This is a genomic window from Pseudomonas sp. PSB11 (assembly GCF_014596605.1).
Taxonomy (GTDB): Bacteria; Pseudomonadota; Gammaproteobacteria; order Pseudomonadales; family Pseudomonadaceae; genus Aquipseudomonas; species Aquipseudomonas umsongensis.
Map to the genome: position 1 here is coordinate 392673 of NZ_NOIO01000002.1, position 17817 is coordinate 410489.

The window sequence follows — 17817 nt, forward strand, 5'->3', positions numbered from 1 at the left end:
GAAATTAACTACTTTGGTTCGATTCTATTCTTATCGAATTGCCATAGAAACAAAAAATCCGGCTTGGCTCCTGAGTCTTAAGACCTGCGACGACCAACCCACTGTTGAAAAAAATCGCCCCTGCGAACGGGATTTCTCCCGCTCGCTGGCGATCTGTCAGCTGGAGGTATCGACTGCACGCTTTTCGATTGCCGGGGGTGTCCAGAGGCCCTTCGTAATTGCATCATCCGGCCAATAAGCTCGCAGGAAGAGGGAGAAGTCCGCCCCTTTCGGTGCCGGTAGCCAATTACTTTCCTTGTCCGCGCCTGGCGACTCGGCCTGTACGTAGAATGTCAGCGAGCCGTCAGCATTGGTCTTCAGATCCTGGTTTTTCGTGCCGAGCGAATAACGGTTGAGCGGGTTGGGCACAAAAAAGTGTGCAGAGTCATACGCAGTGAGCGACCAGAAGCCCTTCACGGGCGGCAATTGTCCCTTCGCGAAGGTGACCGTGTAAGCAGTCGCACCGTTGAGACGCATGCCGGCTGCATCGAGGTCTTGATAGAAGTACCGTGTCTCGTTGGGTGCATTCACCAGGATGTTCGACTTCGCCACGGCGGTGCGTGTGAAATAGTCGGTGCCAAAGTGTGCCCCATTGGTGATGGTGGACCAGTGATGGGGTAGCTCAATGCCCCAGTTGCGGAACTGTAGCAATGGGTCGATCAGTTCCCGATCGGCTTTTTCCGCCTCGTCGATCATGGCCTGCTTCAATTCCGGATTTTTCTGCGCAGCGGCGATCACGGCCAATACTTGCGCATAACGCGCCGCCTCGCCAGCCACCGCCGGTACCAGGTCCAATACGGCCGGCAACTGATCGAAAAAGACGTCGGGACGCACCCAGCGGGTTTCGCCCCTGGCGTCATCGCGCTTCGGGAAGACAGGCAGCTTTCGCCAGTCCTGGCGTTTCAGGGTGCCGTCGTATTCGGCGACTGGATAGACGTTGATGCCTTGGATGACCTCTTGCACCGCTTGCCTGTCCTGCGGCGTGTCATCTTGAAAAACGCGTGGGCCGACGAAGGCGGCATTGGATTGAGTCCGGATCACTCGGGTAATGCCCTTGGGCACCGTACCCTGCCAATTCGGCCCCACGACCAGATAAAAACCGGGTTTGGTTCCGTACATTACGCCCAGGCCATTAATGCTTTCAGTGCGCAGATCGGAGAGTTGAATGACCCAGAATCGTTTGCCGAAGTCAGGTATCTGGATGACCACCGGGCTGTCATTGAGCGCCAGGTAACCAGCGCCGTAAACGACGTCCTGGTTGGGACAGGCGATGGAGCGCTGATCCGGCTTGATGTAATCGCTGAGCATGGTCAGGCGATTGTGAGGGGCGATTGGCAGCGTGCCGCCAATGAGCCCTTGCTCGGGGGCTTTGGCGTACGCCAGGCGCCGATTGTACATGTTGACCATCGGCCAGGCCCAGAACCAGGCATCACGCGCCACCAGGCGGGCGTATGCTTCGGTGATACGGGTATTTTCGGCTGGTCCTGACGGCAGTACCAGAGCTTGCGAGGGCACGGCTTCTGCCTGGGCGAGCACAACGGGTGCGGCGGTGCCGAGCAGCGCCGCCATTGCGATCGGCAGCATCTGTCCCAGTGCCCTGGATGTTCCTGACATCTCTCTCTCCTTCGATTATCCAAGCGATCATCGATCGTCTTGTTGCGAATCAGGCTGCGCCATGCACCGACCTCACTCGATTGCAACCGCTCAACGACACGCAACCCGGGTCGGTCTGTTGCATCCCGGGTGCCTTTACTCGCTGCCGTTGAGCAAACACTGTGTCCCCTGCTCTCCGGTTTCTCCCCCCCCAATTGGAGAGGGTCGTCGATTTCGAAGCAAAGGAAATCCGCTGCGGCCTCAGCGCTTTCGAAGTCATCCGACAAGAAAGACAAGGCAGACAAGCCGGCGAAAAAGAAACCGTGACATCCGCTATCCGCCAGGGCGTTACGCCCTAGCTTGCTCGGGCCCTGCTGCGCTCAACAGCAATCAGCAAGAACAGGGCTGTCGCGGCCAGTAATGCCCCCGCGAGGAACGTATTGACTGAGCCCATGCCTTGCCATATCGCACCCGCCAGAACGCTGGCGATCAGCATGCATACACCACTGACCAGATTGAAAATACCGAAGGCGGTTCCCTTCAGGTCCATGGGCGCGGTATCCGCTACCAGCGAGGCAAGAATGCCCTGGCTGAATCCCATATGAAGTCCCCACAACGCGACACCCAGCATCATCGTGATGAACGAACCGGATCCAGCGAGCACCAGGTCCGCCAGGATGAGTAATCCCATGCCCATGCACAGCAGCTTCGTACGGCTGATGCGATCAGACAGCCAGCCGGCGGGATAAGCGGACAACGCATAAAAAATGGCCATGACGACCATCACCAGCGGAACCCAGGCGACCGACAGGCCTGTCTGCTGCGCCCGTAAAACCAGGAATGCCTCACTGAAACGGGCAAGTGTAAAGACGCCGCCAATCACGACGACCCACCAATAGCCACGGGAGAAGCCGGGAAGGACTCGCCAATGAATGGGAGATCGGAACGTTCGCTCCCGGGAGACTGGCGTGGGCTCCTTGACCCCCACGAAGATGAGCGCCACCGCCACTATTGCCGGGATCACTGCAAACCACAGCACAAGCTGGATATCGGCAAGCCATAACATCAGTACGATGGCCATGGCCGGGCCAAGAACAGCGCCTACGGTGTCCATCGACTGGCGCAGCCCAAAACAGGCACCACGGATTGACGGCGGCGACACATCTGCGACCAGGGCATCTCGCGGTGCCCCCCGAATGCCTTTGCCGATTCGATCCAGAAAACGTGCGGTGAAGACTACTTCCACCGAATGTGCCAGGGGAAACAGTGGCTTGCTCAGTGCCGCTACGCCATACCCAAGCAGTAACAATCCTTTGCGCCGCCCCATGAAGTCACTGATCGCCCCGGAGAACACCTTGATGAGCATCGAGGTCGACTCGGCAACCCCCTCGATCACCCCGACGGTCAATGCACTGGCCCCCAATGTAGTGACCATGAACACGGGCAGCAGACTGTGGACCAACTCCGACGATAGATCCATGAACAGGCTGACAAAGCCTAACGTCCAGATCGTGCGGGGAATGCCAGAGCGCTCAGCGCCGGTGCGCGGACTTTCGCTACTCATTTTTTCATCCTGTACTCATGGGTACGAAGGAAAGACTGAGAACGACAGTGTGCCACCGTTAGCCATGACCACCGAACCGACGATTACGCTAACGCAATCCCACCCCCCCAGAGCGTCGCCGACTCCATCGGCGACAGGGCTCCTTCAAGCCCGGGGCGCGGGAGCACGGCGCATACATGGTAAGGCCGGGCTCCCTCGCGGTTCATGGCTTGAGCACCGCTTGCGGGCCGTTGCCGTCGCCAGTGCGGAAGGTTGGCAGCGCGGCGGAATTCACGTAGCGCACACCGTCCCAACTGGGCAGCGGTGTCGGCATCAGCTGGAATTGCCCGGGTTTCTCAACGTCCCAGCGCAGCAGCATGGAGTTGTCCTCGTGCTGGGTGTTGTGACAGTGCTCCATGTAGGTCCCGGCAAACTCGCGGAAGCTGATCGCTATTTCTACGTTGTCCAGGCCGTCCTTTTCCGGGCCTATACGGTACACGTCCTTGCGTGCCCATTTTTCCCATTCCGGTGGCGCCTTGCCCCCGCGATTGAGGATGATCCCCTCCTCGAAGTGCACATGCACCGGGTGGCTCCAGCCTTCGCCGCCGAGCTTGATGTTCCAGACTTCCAGGGTGCCGAAACCGGTCGCACCGGCATCGGTGGGGCCACTGGCCAACTGAGTCGACGCGTTTAGGCGCCGTGGGTCCATCTGGAAACCGAAGCCGCCATCGGTCTTGACCGTCCAGGGTGCTTCATCAGTGCCGTCGGAGCGGCCGAAGGTGAAGGTGCGGTGACGGGCCTTGGCCAGCAGCGCCTTATCGGCAAGATTGTCGCGGTGAATCTTCAGCGGGATCATCACCAGGCCTTCAGCCTTACCGGGTTTGGCCGGTTCATAAGCGGCCGGGTCCATGGCCAGGTCCTGCCCGGTATAGGCCTTGACGTTAAGTTGCAGCACCTTGCCCACCGTCGGATCACCCTCCTCCCACTTCGGCCCCTTGCTGGTTTGCTTGAGGATCGCCCGGTATTTCTCGGACAACACGTCAGCCAGGGAGGCGGGTTCTTCCGGGCCCTTGCCGTCTTCATGCACCTGCAGGTTGACGAAGAACAGCTTGTCGCCCGGTTTGATCCCGTTTTTCGCGAAGTTGACGATGATGTCGAAACGCTCGGCGATGCCCAGGGTGGGCAGGATCGCGTTGTGGTTCTGTTTGTCGCCGTCGGCGTCCAGGTCCATGCTGCCGTCGAATGGCACGCTGTGTTCCATGATGTTGCCGTCGTTGGCAATCATGTGGAACGGCACGCGGGCATAGGACACTCCTGACCCGACGGGCCCTTGGAATTCACCCGTGGTGCCCTTGATTTCACGCACCAGCGCCAGCTTGAAGTAGCGCGATACCGAGCCGTTGAGCATACGGAAGCGATAGCTGCGGGCGCGCACGTCCAGGGTCGGTTTCCACTTCCAGTTGACCAGCACCTGGTCACCGAGGAAGCCGGCCGTGTTGAAGGGGTTGAACCACAGTTGACCGTTCTTGTCCCACGCCTTGTCGGCAAACAGCAGGTTGACGTCGTAGTCGCGGTTACCCCAAGGCAAGGCGCTGCCACTGGGAAAACGCAGATTGACACCGTCGTTCACCGATTCATTGCCACGGTCCAGGGCGCTGTAGTAGTTCATCATCGCCGCGTTGCCCTTGTAGACGTTCTGCGCGGTGAAATCGAGCATGTGGTCGTGGAACCAGTGGGTGCTCATGGTTTCGCGCCAGTCGCCGCGGATCTTGATCGTGCCGTTCTCGCACGTCTTGCGGCCCGGGCTCATGTCATTGGTCCACAGGGTCTCGCCGGGCGAGCACGGAAACGCTGCACGCGGATCCTCGGCCTTGGTGTTCATGCTGTCGTAGCCGGCCAACTGGATCGGCCAGCGATAGTCGTAAAACTGCCCGGGAAAGAAAAACGCGTTGGCATAACCGTCGCTTTCCGCTGGCACGTGGCCGTTGTGTTCGTGGGTACTGATGGTGTGCAGGCCAAAACCCATGTTCGCCGACGGATCGATTGGCAAGCCGTTGTAATGGCGCATCAACACGGGTTGCCCGTAGCGCACCATCAGCAATTTGGGCGGCAAGGTGCCGTCGAAGGTCCACAGCGAGTTGTGTTTCTGCACGGGCATTTTCGGATGAAACCGCGGTTCAGCGCCTTTGGAGGTACCCGCGGTCGCTGGCACGCCAGCCACATTGTAATAGAGGCCACCAGGGCCAAACTCGCCCATGGCATAGCGGTGCATCTGCCGACTATCACGCAAACCGGTATTCAACCGTGCACCGGTTTGCACGGTCTTGTAGGCAACCTGCGGGTAGAACTCGTTCCAGCGCTGGTGCGACCAGCCTTTTCCTGGCGGACGGCCTTCAGCCGACGAGCCGATTCGGCGGTTGAGGAAAAACTCAATCTGCTTCTGCCAAGGGTTACGGTCGACCACGTTCGAATACTGGCTGGGGTACGGAGTCAAGCCCGGTTGACGCAGGAACGCATCGAGCGCTGCACTCGGCGGCGCGCTGCGTGCCACGCTGGTGGGATCCTGTTGCGGCAGCGGGCCGATGGTAGCCGGTGGAAAAGGCAACAGTGCAGCCGGGGTAGTAGGGTCGAGTTTTTCCAGGCCGAACTCCTCGAACAGTACCAGTGGCTGAGTGAACGGCAGCGCACCGTACAGCGGGCTGGGCTTGCCGTTGGTGGGGTAGTTGAAACTGGTCTGCAGCGTTGGCGGCAGGATATTTTCCACCCGCGTGGTGTCTTTGCTGCCTTTGACGCCACCGGGCAGATCGAAGGAATCCATGTTGGCATCGGGCATGGTCAAAATGGCGTTCAGCGCCGCCGCTTTGTCAGCCGCTTCATCGTGGTAGGCAGAGGGGTCGGTTGGCTCCGGCTGTCGCTCATCGTCGACGGGGCTGGCGCGCAGGTTCCCTGTGCTGAGTGTCATCGACAAAGCGATGCTTAATGGCGTCAACAGGCCAGACCATTTGAAGGGATACCGCGCTTTTGTGTCCATCACCAGCCGCCTCGAATGTGTGAAGGGGGTAGTGGGGACAGTGCAAGGAGCCAGCCAAGCGCAACGGCTTTATATAAACATTAAACCCTTTAAAAACAATAAATTATAAACACAAATATGTAGCTATAGAAAAAGCGACTGGGGATTGACACCCATTCCCGGGGAAAGTTCACACCCAATTCGGGGGGGCACCTTTACAACCTCACTCCAGCGCGATTTGCCGTCCCCACATTGGGAGCAATTCCACATAAATGGGCAGTATTGCCCACACCCCCCATCAACTTTTCAGCTAGAGAAATTGTCCACGCAATCAGGCCGCTTTCGCGCCGGGGGTACAGCGGGTTACCGGAGCTTTGGCACAGAGAATGCTCTGGGTAAACTAACGGCTCCAGGAGCACTACCATGCGGAACGATTCCATAATCCTCACGCTAGCACTCATATTTTTCATTTTTTCGACAGGGGTCGCCTGGAGTCACATCTTCCTGTTCTGCAGTTGAGAATCAGGGAAAAGCCTTCATCACCTTGACCGCCCATGACCCGTGAAGCTGAACTCTTCGAGGCCGGGTGCCCTTATTTCCTCGCTTGACCAACGACCCGTTTTTCAAAAGAAAAGGGAGGGCTTCCATGCCCTCCCCTGCGCTTTACACGCGTCTGCGAACGTACTGATCAGGACCTCAAGGGGCGAGAATGAAGTCTGCGGCCGTGATGGTTGTCGCATCGGCCACACCGACCAGGCGGATGGATTCAGCGCCTGCGGAGCTGATCAAGGTATCCGCACCGACATCGGTGATGATGACGTTGCCGGCAAAGGTCGCAGCATTGACGCCGAACGAGGAAATATCGAGCCGATCCTGGCCTCCTGCCGCGTCGGCATCGAAGCCGATGATCTGATCGGCCCCGAAGCCCGCTGCGAACACGAAGATATCGTTGCCGCTGCTGGCAACCAGGGTGTCGTTGCCGGCACCACCTGTGACCCTGTTATTGCCAGTACCGCCATCGATAAAGTCATCACCGATCCCTCCCAACAAGGTGTCGTTAGCGTCACCACCGAACAGCGTGTCGTTGCCTGCTCCACCATTCAAGACATCCACCCCGTTGCCGCCGTTGAGGATGTCGTTGCCGCCATTACCATTGAGGGTGTCGTTACCCACCCCGCCGGTGATGACGTTATCCAACCCGTTACCGTTGCCGACGAAGTTGCCGACTCCGGTGTAGGTCAGATTCTCGACCTCAGCGCCCAGCGTGTAGCTGGCCAGCGACGTCTGCACGGTGTCCGTACCGCCACCGGCGACCTCGACCACGACGTCTGCGGCTGCATCGACAACATAGGTATCGTTGCCGGCGCCCCCCACCAACCGGTCGGCACCTGCACCGCCGTTGAGGGTGTCGTTGCCCACCCCGCCGGTGATGGTGTTGGCCAGCGCGTTACCGGTACCGGTGAAGTTACCGGCTCCCGTATAGGTCAGGTTCTCGACGTTGGCGCCGAGCAGGTAGGTGGTCAGGCTGGTTTGCACCAGATCGGTACCAGCACCCAGCGCCTCGGTGACAAGGTCACCGACGTTGTCGACCACAAAGGTGTCGTTGCCTAGACCGCCGCTCATGGCATCCGCGCCGAGCCCGCCGTTGAGGGTGTCGTTGCCGTCCTCGCCATTGAGGACGTCATTGTCGTCGCCGCCGTTGAGGATGTCGTTGCCAGTGCCGCCCAACAACTGGTCGATACCGGCGAGGCCATTGAGCGTATCGTTCCCCCCCAGGCCAAGCAGCACATCGTTAGCCGCGGTGCCGGTGAGGATGTTTGCCAAGGCATCGCCCTGCAGTACCACGCCTTGTGCCACAACCACCGCCGCCGTCGCCGCAGAAGTCACCGACTCCAGCGTCCCAAAGGCATCGGTGTAGCGCACGATCACCCGCAGTTGCAGATTGGCCTGCGCCGCACCAGGGGTGAAGGTCGCAGCAGTCGCGCCGTTGATGTCAGTGAAGGATGTGCCGACCCCTTGCTGCCACTGGAAGCTGAAGGTGCCCAGTCCGTCCGGATCGGCAATCCCACCCGTCAGCGCGGTCAGCACCTGCCCTTGATCCGGAGTCGTATCGCTGATCAGCAACGCGCCTGTCGGTGCATCGTTGACGTTGGCCACCGGCCCGAGGATGTTGGACGCAACGCTTTCAGCCGCACCGAAGTCATCCACATAACCGATCACCACGCGCACTGCCTGGCCGACCTGAGCCTGGCCAAGCGCGAACGTACTGGCGGTTGCGCCGACAATGTTGACGAAGCCGGGCCCGCTGTTCGCCTGCCATTGGTAGGTGAACTGCGGATTGCTCAGGCCATCGACGTCGATGATGCTCGCCGGATTGGCGGTCAACACCTGGTTCTGCACTGCAAGCCCGGTGACGGTCGGCCCTTGGGTCGGTGCATCGTTGACGTTGTCTACTGGCCCCAGGATGTTCGACGCAACGCTTTCGGCCACACCGAAGTTGTCCACGTAACCGATGACCACGCGTACTTCCTGGCCGACCTGGGCCTGGCCAAGCGCAAACGTGCCGGCGGTAGCACCGGCGATGTTGACGAAGCCGAGCCCGTCGTTCGCCTGCCACTGGTAGGTGAACTGCGTCGTGCTCACGCCATCGGCATCGATGATGCTCGCCGGGTCAGCGGTCAACAGCTGGTTCTGTACTGCAAGCCCGGTTACGGTCGGCCCTTCGGTCGGCGTACTGTTCCCGGACGAATCGACGATCTCCAGCGTGCCCTTGGCATCCTGATACACCGCACGGACACGGATGTTCAGGCCCGCCACATCGTCCGTCACCCGGTAGGTGCTGCCGGTCGCCCGCGATGCCTCACCAGCGGCGACAACGGTGATGTCTTCATAGATGCCTGAACCCGCGATGTTCTCGACCTGCCAGTAGTAAGCCACCGCCCCGGTAATCGCACCGGTCGGGTTGGCCACACTCTGGCTGTCCGCGTCCCGTACCGCCTGACCGCTGACCCGCAGCAACTGGCCGGCAACCGGCGTTTCGTCACGCAGGCCGGTGCCAGCATCGAGGATTGCCAGATGACCCGACGGGTCGCTGTTTTGCGCGGTGCCCACGCCGGACGCCTGCGCCCCGTCAGCGAACTGCAGACGCTCGATACCCGTCAAGCGATCGACACCATCACGCCCCGCTACCGAGTCGGTCACAATGACCGTGTCGCCATCGATCTCGATTCCGTATTCCCCCAGGTTACCGGAGAAAAACGCGGTGTCGAAGCTGTCATCGCCACTCAGGATCTCCCGCACGATGACCAACTGGCCCGGGTTGTAAGTACCGTTCAGCATAAACGGCACCAAGGGTTCCATGCTGTCGAACGTGGCGATTTCCTCGCCGGTGCCATCGGCATTTGCCCGTACGCTGATGCGCACGTTCAGCCACTTGTCACCATCGATGATGTCGTCACCACCGCGACCTTCGATCAGGTCGCTGCCGCTGCCGCCGAGGATGATGTTGCCGCCGTCGAAGTACGTCGCCCCGTCTGCCAGCAAGTCAGCCAGCCCGTTGATCAGGTTGATGTTGGTCAGCACACTGCCGGTTGCACCCGCAGTGGGCAGCGATGTGGCATCTTCGTTATCACCGCGCAGGAAGTCACCGTGCGAGGAACCCGACAAACCTTCCATGATGTCGAAACGCACCAGCGCTGAAGCCCCCGAACCCGGCATCGGTGGAACATCGAAGAAGCGGTCGGTGTAGTCGATGGTCACGCCTTGGGCGAGCCCCTTGAAGGTCGCCCAGTCATAGCCGGAGCCGCCGATATAGCGGTCACCCAGGCCGAGACTGCCGACCATGATGTCGTCACCGCCTTCACCGTTGAACTTATCGTTCTCGTTACCGCCGATGAAAACATCGTGACCGATCACCGGATCATTGCCAGCCGGGTCGAAGTTGTCGCCAGGTGCACCGTCCGACGTACCCTTCTCGATCCAGTCGTCGCCTTCGTTGCCCATGTCCTGTTCGTTGGCTTTGCTGCCCAGGATGAAGTCGTTGCCCTGGCCACCAATGGCTTCGGAAGCGTCCTCGCCGGTCACGATGAAGTCATTGCCGAACCCGCCAATGATCAGGTTGACGCCGTTGCCGCCGTGCAACACGTCGTTGCCGTCGCCACCCTGGATGTTATCGTCGCCACCGGCATCAGTGATGATGTCGTCGCCGGCGCCACCGCGCAGTTGGTCGTTGCCGTCACCACCTTCGATGCGGTCGTTGCCGCCGTCCCCCCAGACCGTGTCGTCCCCTTCACTCGAGACGAGGATGTCGGCGCTGTTGGTGCCGCCCAGCACGATGTGCTCTGCACCGGTGTACTTGATGTAGTGAGTGTCCGGCCCGTCGGTCAGCGGGTTGTCGCGGAACACCACCTGCTCGCCGTTTTCGCCAAGCGGATCGGCATTGCCCAGGCCATCGTTGTACTGCTTGGTCTTGTCCACTTCCAGATAGAACCCGGGGTCCGAGAACACCAGGCCCGGCAAGTGCGTCGCCGAGGTGTTGGCCATGATCAACTTGGCGAACGAGTTGCTTTCCAGTTCGGCGTTCATCGACAGGCCAGAAGTACGTTCCAGGTAGTAGAAGCGGTCGCCGTCCTGGAGTTTTTCCATCTGGTTCTCGAACACGAAGTTGAACGTCGAGCCGAGCATGCCACCGAACGGGGTTTTCGCTTCGGCCAGGCCGCCGATCCACAGGTCGATCGCATCGACGCCCGTGATCGTCACCCCCTTCAGATCGTCAGCGGTCCCCAGCACCCCATCCTTGCCGGCGCGCGTCACGTTGGCCCAGGTACCGCTGCTGTTGAGGAAGTCCAGGCGGTCGGACGGCGCATCATCACCCCCCAATACCAGCGCCAAGGCTGCAGCGCGTTTGCCTTCCAGCGTGGTCGCCGCCAGGACGGTGCCATGGGTGCCATAGGCCGCGATGAAGTTGATCAGCGACTCCGGATGCTTGAGGTGCTGCACCAGGTCGACCCAACTGCTGTACGGCTTGAGTTGGGTATCACCGGTCTGGCTGTAGATGTCGCGGCGAATCGCGTTGAGCGAGGGAATCCCCACGTCGCGGCCACGGGCGATGTTGATCGCCGGCAGGTCCAGCGGCAGGCCGAGCAAGTTATTGCGCAGCGCCTCGGTGACGAACTCATCGATTTCGTTACCGGCCTGGCGCGTCACCCCACGCACGATCGCACTGGTCGCATCCTCTGGCGTCACCCCGCTGGCGGCATACGCCAACGGATTGAGGAACGCCGCGATCAAGCCCAGTTGCTGATTGGGATCAGCGCTGTTCGGATCGCCAATCACGTTGAAGTCGACGTCGTATCGATCGACCGTCTCGGTCAGCATCGAGTGGCCGAACCGGTAAACGGTGTGGGCGAACTCGGCGACGATCGAGGCATCGAGGTCGACGTCATAGACCTGGGTCGGCGCGAAGAACAGGTCGACCCTGGGTTGGATGGTGCGCGCAAACTCCTCGAACACCAGGTGCTGATACTGCATCTCGGTGCCAAACTTGGCAGCCTGGAACAGCCGTTCGCCATTCCACACCAGTGCATCGATCTCGGCCTGGCTGGCTGGCAACGCATCCACCGGAGTGAGCAACCACTCGTTGAGGAAGGCCACGTCAGCCGAATCGAGTACGGTGTCCTTGGTCTGCGCCACCAGCCGATTGTGCTCGGCGTGGAAGATCGCATGCACCGCGGTCAGGCCGATGTTCTCGTTGACCCGGCCGTCGCCGGCGATGTAGTGCGCATCCAGCAACTCGTTGTCGTAAGCCAGGTTGGCCCCGGTCTGCGGATTGGATGGCACCACGTTGCCAATGTCGTCATCGACATCGGGAACCAGCACACCAGCGCTGAACACCGGCGCTGCATTGTGGGCAATGTCGGCGAGGAACTGGTGACCGGTGCGCACTGCATTGACCAGGCTGATAGGGGCTAGCGGATTGCCTTCGACGAGGACGTCATCAGCGGTGCCGCCAAGCCCGTCAGCCCCTTTCATCACGACCATCGGGAAGCCGTTCGGCCCCTTGATGAAATTGCCATAGGCGTCGGTCGCCAACAGCGGGCCGTTCTCGACGTCGGCATCGGTCAGGCGGATACCCAGGACATCGTTGGCTTGCGCCTTGACCACTTTCCAGGTCGCCATGCCACCGATTTCGGTGTCGTCAGCGGTACCGTACTTGCCATCCGCCCCCAGGTCACGGTTGGTGATCAGCCGGCCGGTCGCGATGGGGCCGTCTTCGGTCAGTACATACCCGCGCAGGAACACCTGGTGCGACGGATGCGAGCTGTAGGTCTGGTTCTGGTCCACGAACGGCGTGGTGGTGTTGGTGTGCTCATGGATGTCGTCGGCCGTGCCGAGAACGCCATCCGCCCCTGGCTGGTTGGTCGCGCGGGTCATCACCATGAAATTGGTGTTGCCGCCTGGCACGTACAGCGGATCATCCGGTTGCAGCGGGATGAAGACGGTGCCCGAGCCCCCCTTGGTGACAAGGTCCAGCCCATGATCGAAGAACTGCCCGAAGAAGGTCATCCAGGCATTGAACGGCGCGGACAACCCCGCATCCGCCGCGGTGTTCTCGAACAGGTACACATCGTGGTCGTCGCCAGTACCGAACTGACCGTCCATGCCCGGGCTGGCGACAATCCGTACGCCATCCTTGAGTACGTCGTCGTTGCCATCCGCGCCGAAGTTGAGCACGCCGTCGGCACCCGGGTCGTAAGCCGTGGCATAGGCCGCCGGGTTGTTCGATGTCTGGTCGACGATCAGGTTGCTGATGGTGCGCGGCTGCGAGTCAATCACCAAGCCGCTGTTCTGCGCATAAGACGTTCCCGATTGCGCCGGATTGAAGACCGGATCGCTCACGCGCGGAAAGGTGTTATCGGCGGCACCAAACTCGGTGTTGTTGATGCCGTTGAGGTTCATCAGGTTATTGTTCGACCCGTCGACCGCACGCAGGCCCAAAGGCGCGCGGATGTTCGGGATCAGCGAGAGGATGTCCTGCCCGGACGCGTCAGCCTCGGCAATCTTGATCTGATCAAGGATGAAATTGAGGTCGGAGCGGACCATGTGAAGGCCTTCGCCACCGGCCGTGGCATCGACGACAGGTACCTGTGCAGTCGGCACAACCGGCGCCCCGGCAACCACCGCGGCAGTCGGCTGCGAGAACACCACTTCAGTCGTGCCGTGACCATCCTGGTAGATCGCCTTGACTCGCAACGACAACCCGGCGAGGTCAGGCGAAACCTTGAAGGCGGTGCCATCGGCACTCTGGAACGCCAGGTCGCCGGCCGGCAACAGGATGATGTCCTCGAATACACCGCTCCCCGGATCCGCCTCGAACTGCCAGAAGTAGGACACCGAAGCGTTGTTGATAAACCCCTGGAGATTGCCCACCGAGACGTTGTTGGCATCGCGCACCCCGGCCATGCTGACACTCAGCGTATCGCCCACCGTTATCGCGCCGCCATTGCCATCGCTGAGGGTCGGTCTGCCAACCGGTTGAGCGTTGAGTCCTTGCACCAGCACTCGCTGGGTATCGGCAAACTGCAGGCGCTCGATATGCAGCAGTGTATCGGTGCCGTCACGTCCGGCTACGGTATCTGTCACCGTCCAGACATCGTCTGCCAGACTGGCCGTGCCGCGGGTGTCCTGGGTCACCACATATTCAGACTGGACCCCGGAAAATATGGCGGTGTCGAAGGCCGACCCGCCCGTCGAGGTACCGGGCAGGATTTCCCGCACGGCCTTGAGCTGCCCCGGGTTATAGGTGCGGTCGAGCATGAACGGGATCATATCGACCATGCTGTCGAAGCTGGCGATCTCGGGCCCGGTATGGTTGACGTCGTCAGCGCTGTAGACGGCAATCCTGACGTTGATCCATTTGTCGCCGTCGATCAGATCATCGCCTCCGCGGCCTTCGATCAGGTCACTGCCATTGCCACCGAGGATGATGTTGCCCGTGGCAAAACCGGTGGTTGGCAAACCGGCATCGGCCAGAAACTGCTCCAGGCCGCGAATCAACGCCACATTGGTCAGCGCACCACCCGTGGCACCGCCGTGGTTGATGATAGTGACCGCATCCACATCATCGCCTTTGAGCACGTCGGCAAATTTCGAACCGGACAAGCCTTCGACTTCGGCAAAACGGTCGAGAATCGAGGCCGGCGAGGCGCCGACCGGATTGAACACCCCGGCGTTTTGATTTGGCGCGTTACCGTGTGGCTGCGCCAGCGCGGCCAAGGACAGGTCAACGGTCACGCCGACCCTGTCATTCTTGTAGGTCACCCAGTCGAAACCGGACATGCCGTCCATCTTGTCCTGGGCATCGCTGCCGACAAAGATGTCATCGCCACCCTCGCCGATCATTTCGTCGAAGCCACCGCCACCGACAAAGATGTCGTTGCCGATCGTATCGTCAGTGAGCAACGGCGCGAAATTATCGCCAGGCGCACCGTCCTGGGTGCCCTTCTCGATCCAGTCGTCACCTTCGTTGCCAGTAGGTGGCAGATTGGTCTTGGCGCCGAGGATGAAATCGTCACCCTGACCGCCAAAGGTAGTGGTGATGTCTTCGGTGGTGACAATGAAGTCCTGGCCATCGCCCCCCAGGATCAGGTTGCCTCCAACCAGCATGCTACCGGCCACGATCACATCGTTCCCGGCATTACCTTCCAGGCGGTTGTCGCCGAACGAGTCCGTGATGATGTCATCACCCGCGCCGCCCAGCACCGCATCGTTGCCGGCACCGCCTTCGAGGCGGTCGTTGCCGCCGTCGCCGTACAGAGTGTCATCGCCTTCGCCGGAGATCATGATGTCATTGCCGGCGGTGCCGCCCAGGACCACATGGTCTTCACCGGTATAGTGCAGATAGTTGCTGTCCAGCCCTTCGGTGTCGGGGTTGTCGCGGATCACCAGCGGCACGATTTCCACACCGTTGATCATGATGCCGCCAGTTGGATCGGCTTTGCCGTCCACGCCCAGGTTGGTGAACTGATTGGCCTGATTGACTTCGAGGGTGAACGTCGGCGTCAGGAACACGGTGTTCGACAGGTGGGTGACATTGCTGTTGAGCATGATCAGCTTGGCAAAGGAGTTGTTCTCAAGCTCAGTGCCAAAGTGCAGGCCGGCGGTACGCGACAGGTAGTAGAAACGGTCGCCGTTCTGCAACGCTTCCATCTGGGTTTCAAAGACGAAGTTGAACGTCGAGCCGAGCATGCCGCCGAACGGCATCTTCTGCTCGGCGAGGCCACCGACCCAGAAGTCGATGTCGTCCACACCGGTGGTGGTGACGCCATTGGCCATGGCGTAGATGCCCGTACTGTTAAGGAATGCCAGGCGATCGGCCAGATTGGCGGTAAAGGTACGCTCTTGGGCAGTACCGGCGTTGATCACCGCGCTGCCACCAAACACCAGGGCCGCGGCGACCGCACGCATCTCGACCAGCGTATCCACGTCGGCCGCGATCAATGCGCTGTGGGTGCCGAAAGCGGCGATGAAGTTGACCAGGGATTCGGGGTGCTTGAGGTGGTCCGCAAAGTCAGACCAACTGATGTACGGCGTGAGTTGGCTGTCGCCGGTGGCTGCGTACATCTCACGGCGCGCTTCATTCAACGTGGGAATGCCAGTGTCGCGACCGCGCGCCAGGTTCAGGGCCGGCAAATCGAGCGGCAGACCGAGCAGGTTGTTGCGCAACGCTTCGGTGACGAATTCGTCGATCTCGTTGCCCAGCTGGCGGGTCGCACCGCGAATGATCGCCCCTGCCGCTTCGTCCGAGGTCGCTCCGCTGCCGGCGAACGCCAGCGGGTTGAGGAAGGCCGCGATCAGCCCCATTTGCGAGTCAGGATTGTTCGGGTCAGTGAGGAGCGGATTGAACTCAGGGTCGAAGCGATCGACGGTTTCGGTCAGCATCGAGTGACCGAAGCGGTACACCACGTGGGCGAACTCGGCGAGGATGGCCGGGTTGATCGAGGTGTCATAGCCGTTAGGGGCTAGAAATTCGTCGACCTGTGGCTGAATGGTCCGCGCGAACTCCTCGAACACCAGGTGCTGATACTGCATCTCGGTACCGAACTTGGCGGCCTGGAACAGGCGTTCGCCGTCCCATACCAACGCTGCGATACCGGCTGGGGTAGTCGGTATCGCGGTCACATCGTCCGCCAGCCACTCATTGAGGAAAGCCAGGTCGCCGGCGGCAAGAATGGTGTCCTTGGATTGCTGGACCAGGCGGTTGTGCTCGGCGTGGAACACATGGTGCACAGCGGTCAGGCCGATGTTCTCGTTCACCCGGCCGTCGCCGGCAATGTAGTGGGCGTCGAGCAGTTCGTTGTCATAGGTCAGGTTGTTGCCGCCGGGGCCAACGTCCTGCGCATTGCCGATAGCGGAGTCGGCATCTGCCTGCAGCACCCCGTTGACCACGACCGGCGCGGCATTGTGGGCAATGTCATCGAGGAAGCCATGCCCGGTGCTCACGGCATTGGCCAGGCTGATCGGCGCATCCCGGTTGCCTTCGACCAATTGCGTGACGTCATCGGCCGTTCCGCCGATACCATCGGCACCGTTACTGACGCGCATCACCACCTGCGGCATGCCGCTCGGTCCGCGGAGGAAGTTGCCATAAGCATCGGTTGCCAGCAGCGGCACGCTGTGCACATCGGCATCGGTCAGGTTGATCCCGAGAATGTCGCGGGCCTGGGCCTTGACCACTGCCCAGGTCGCCATGCCGCCATTTTCGCCATCGCCATCATCGGCCGTGCCGAACTTGCCATCGGCGCCGAGATCACGGTTGGTAATCAAGCGGCCCGTTGCAATAGGGTTGCCTGCCGCGTTGAGGGCGTACTCGCGCAGGAACACCTGATGCGAGGGGTGCGAGCTATAGGTCTGACTCTGGTCCACGAACGGCGAGGTGGTGTTGGTCTGGCCATCATCGGCAGTGCCGACTATTCCGTCCGCGCCAGCGGAATGCACGGCACGTGACAGCACCATGAAGTTGGTCGGGCTGCCCGGTACGAACAACGGATCGTCCGGCTGCAGCGGAACAAACACGAAGTCGGTACTGCTCTTGGTGACCAGGTCGAGGCCGTGGTCGAAGAACTGGCCAAAGAAGGTCATCCACGAGTTGAAGCCTGCGGTCAGGCCAGCGTCAGGTGACACGTTGGGGATAAAGAACACTTCCTTGTCGTCGGCCGTGCCGAACACCCCATCCAGACCGGGGCTGATCACCGGGTCGGCACCGCCATTCGCCGCCACCGCGGCCGGGTTGTTGGCGGTCTGGTCGACGATCAGGTTACTGATGATGCGTGGCTGCGGGTCGACCACATTCCCTGACGCGGCATAGGCCGCCCGATACTGGGCATCCAGCAGGCGCAGGAAGGAGTTGTCCGCGGCGCCAAACTCGCTTTGCCCGGCGACCAGGTTGTTGTAGCTGCCATCGACGGTGCGCAGGCCGAATGGCACTTGGCTGTTGGGCAGCAAATCACTGAGGCTGGCGCCGTCGGCATGCGCCTCTGCGATGAAGATTTGCTTGAGTATGAATTCCAGGTCCGACTTGTTGAAATTGGCCATTTTTATTGTCCTCGATCTCTCTGGGGGAAAGGCACGGGAC

The 17817-nt window shown here is 60.8% G+C and carries 4 protein-coding genes; all 4 read right to left on the minus strand.

All coding sequences use genetic code 11. The features are described 5' to 3' along the window. Positions 1-156 precede the first annotated feature (156 nt). A complete protein-coding gene (locus CGA21_RS04815) occupies positions 157-1653 on the minus strand; it encodes a DUF1254 domain-containing protein (protein ID WP_188263657.1) in 1497 nt (498 codons plus the stop codon). Positions 1654-1987: 334 nt separating this feature from the next. Next, the gene (locus CGA21_RS04820) at positions 1988-3196 is read right to left on the minus strand and encodes an MFS transporter (RefSeq protein WP_110752287.1); all 1209 of its coding nucleotides are present in this window, start codon (positions 3194-3196) and stop codon (positions 1988-1990) included. Positions 3197-3398: 202 nt separating this feature from the next. Then, on the minus strand, positions 3399-6206 hold the full coding sequence (locus CGA21_RS04825) for a multicopper oxidase domain-containing protein (protein WP_188263658.1): 2808 nt from the start codon (positions 6204-6206) through the stop codon (positions 3399-3401). A 675-nt stretch (positions 6207-6881) separates the two neighbouring features. Beyond that, positions 6882-17777: a peroxidase family protein gene (locus CGA21_RS04830; protein ID WP_188263659.1), complete on the minus strand. Its 10896-nt coding sequence runs from the start codon at positions 17775-17777 to the stop codon at positions 6882-6884. Positions 17778-17817: the final 40 nt, after the last annotated feature.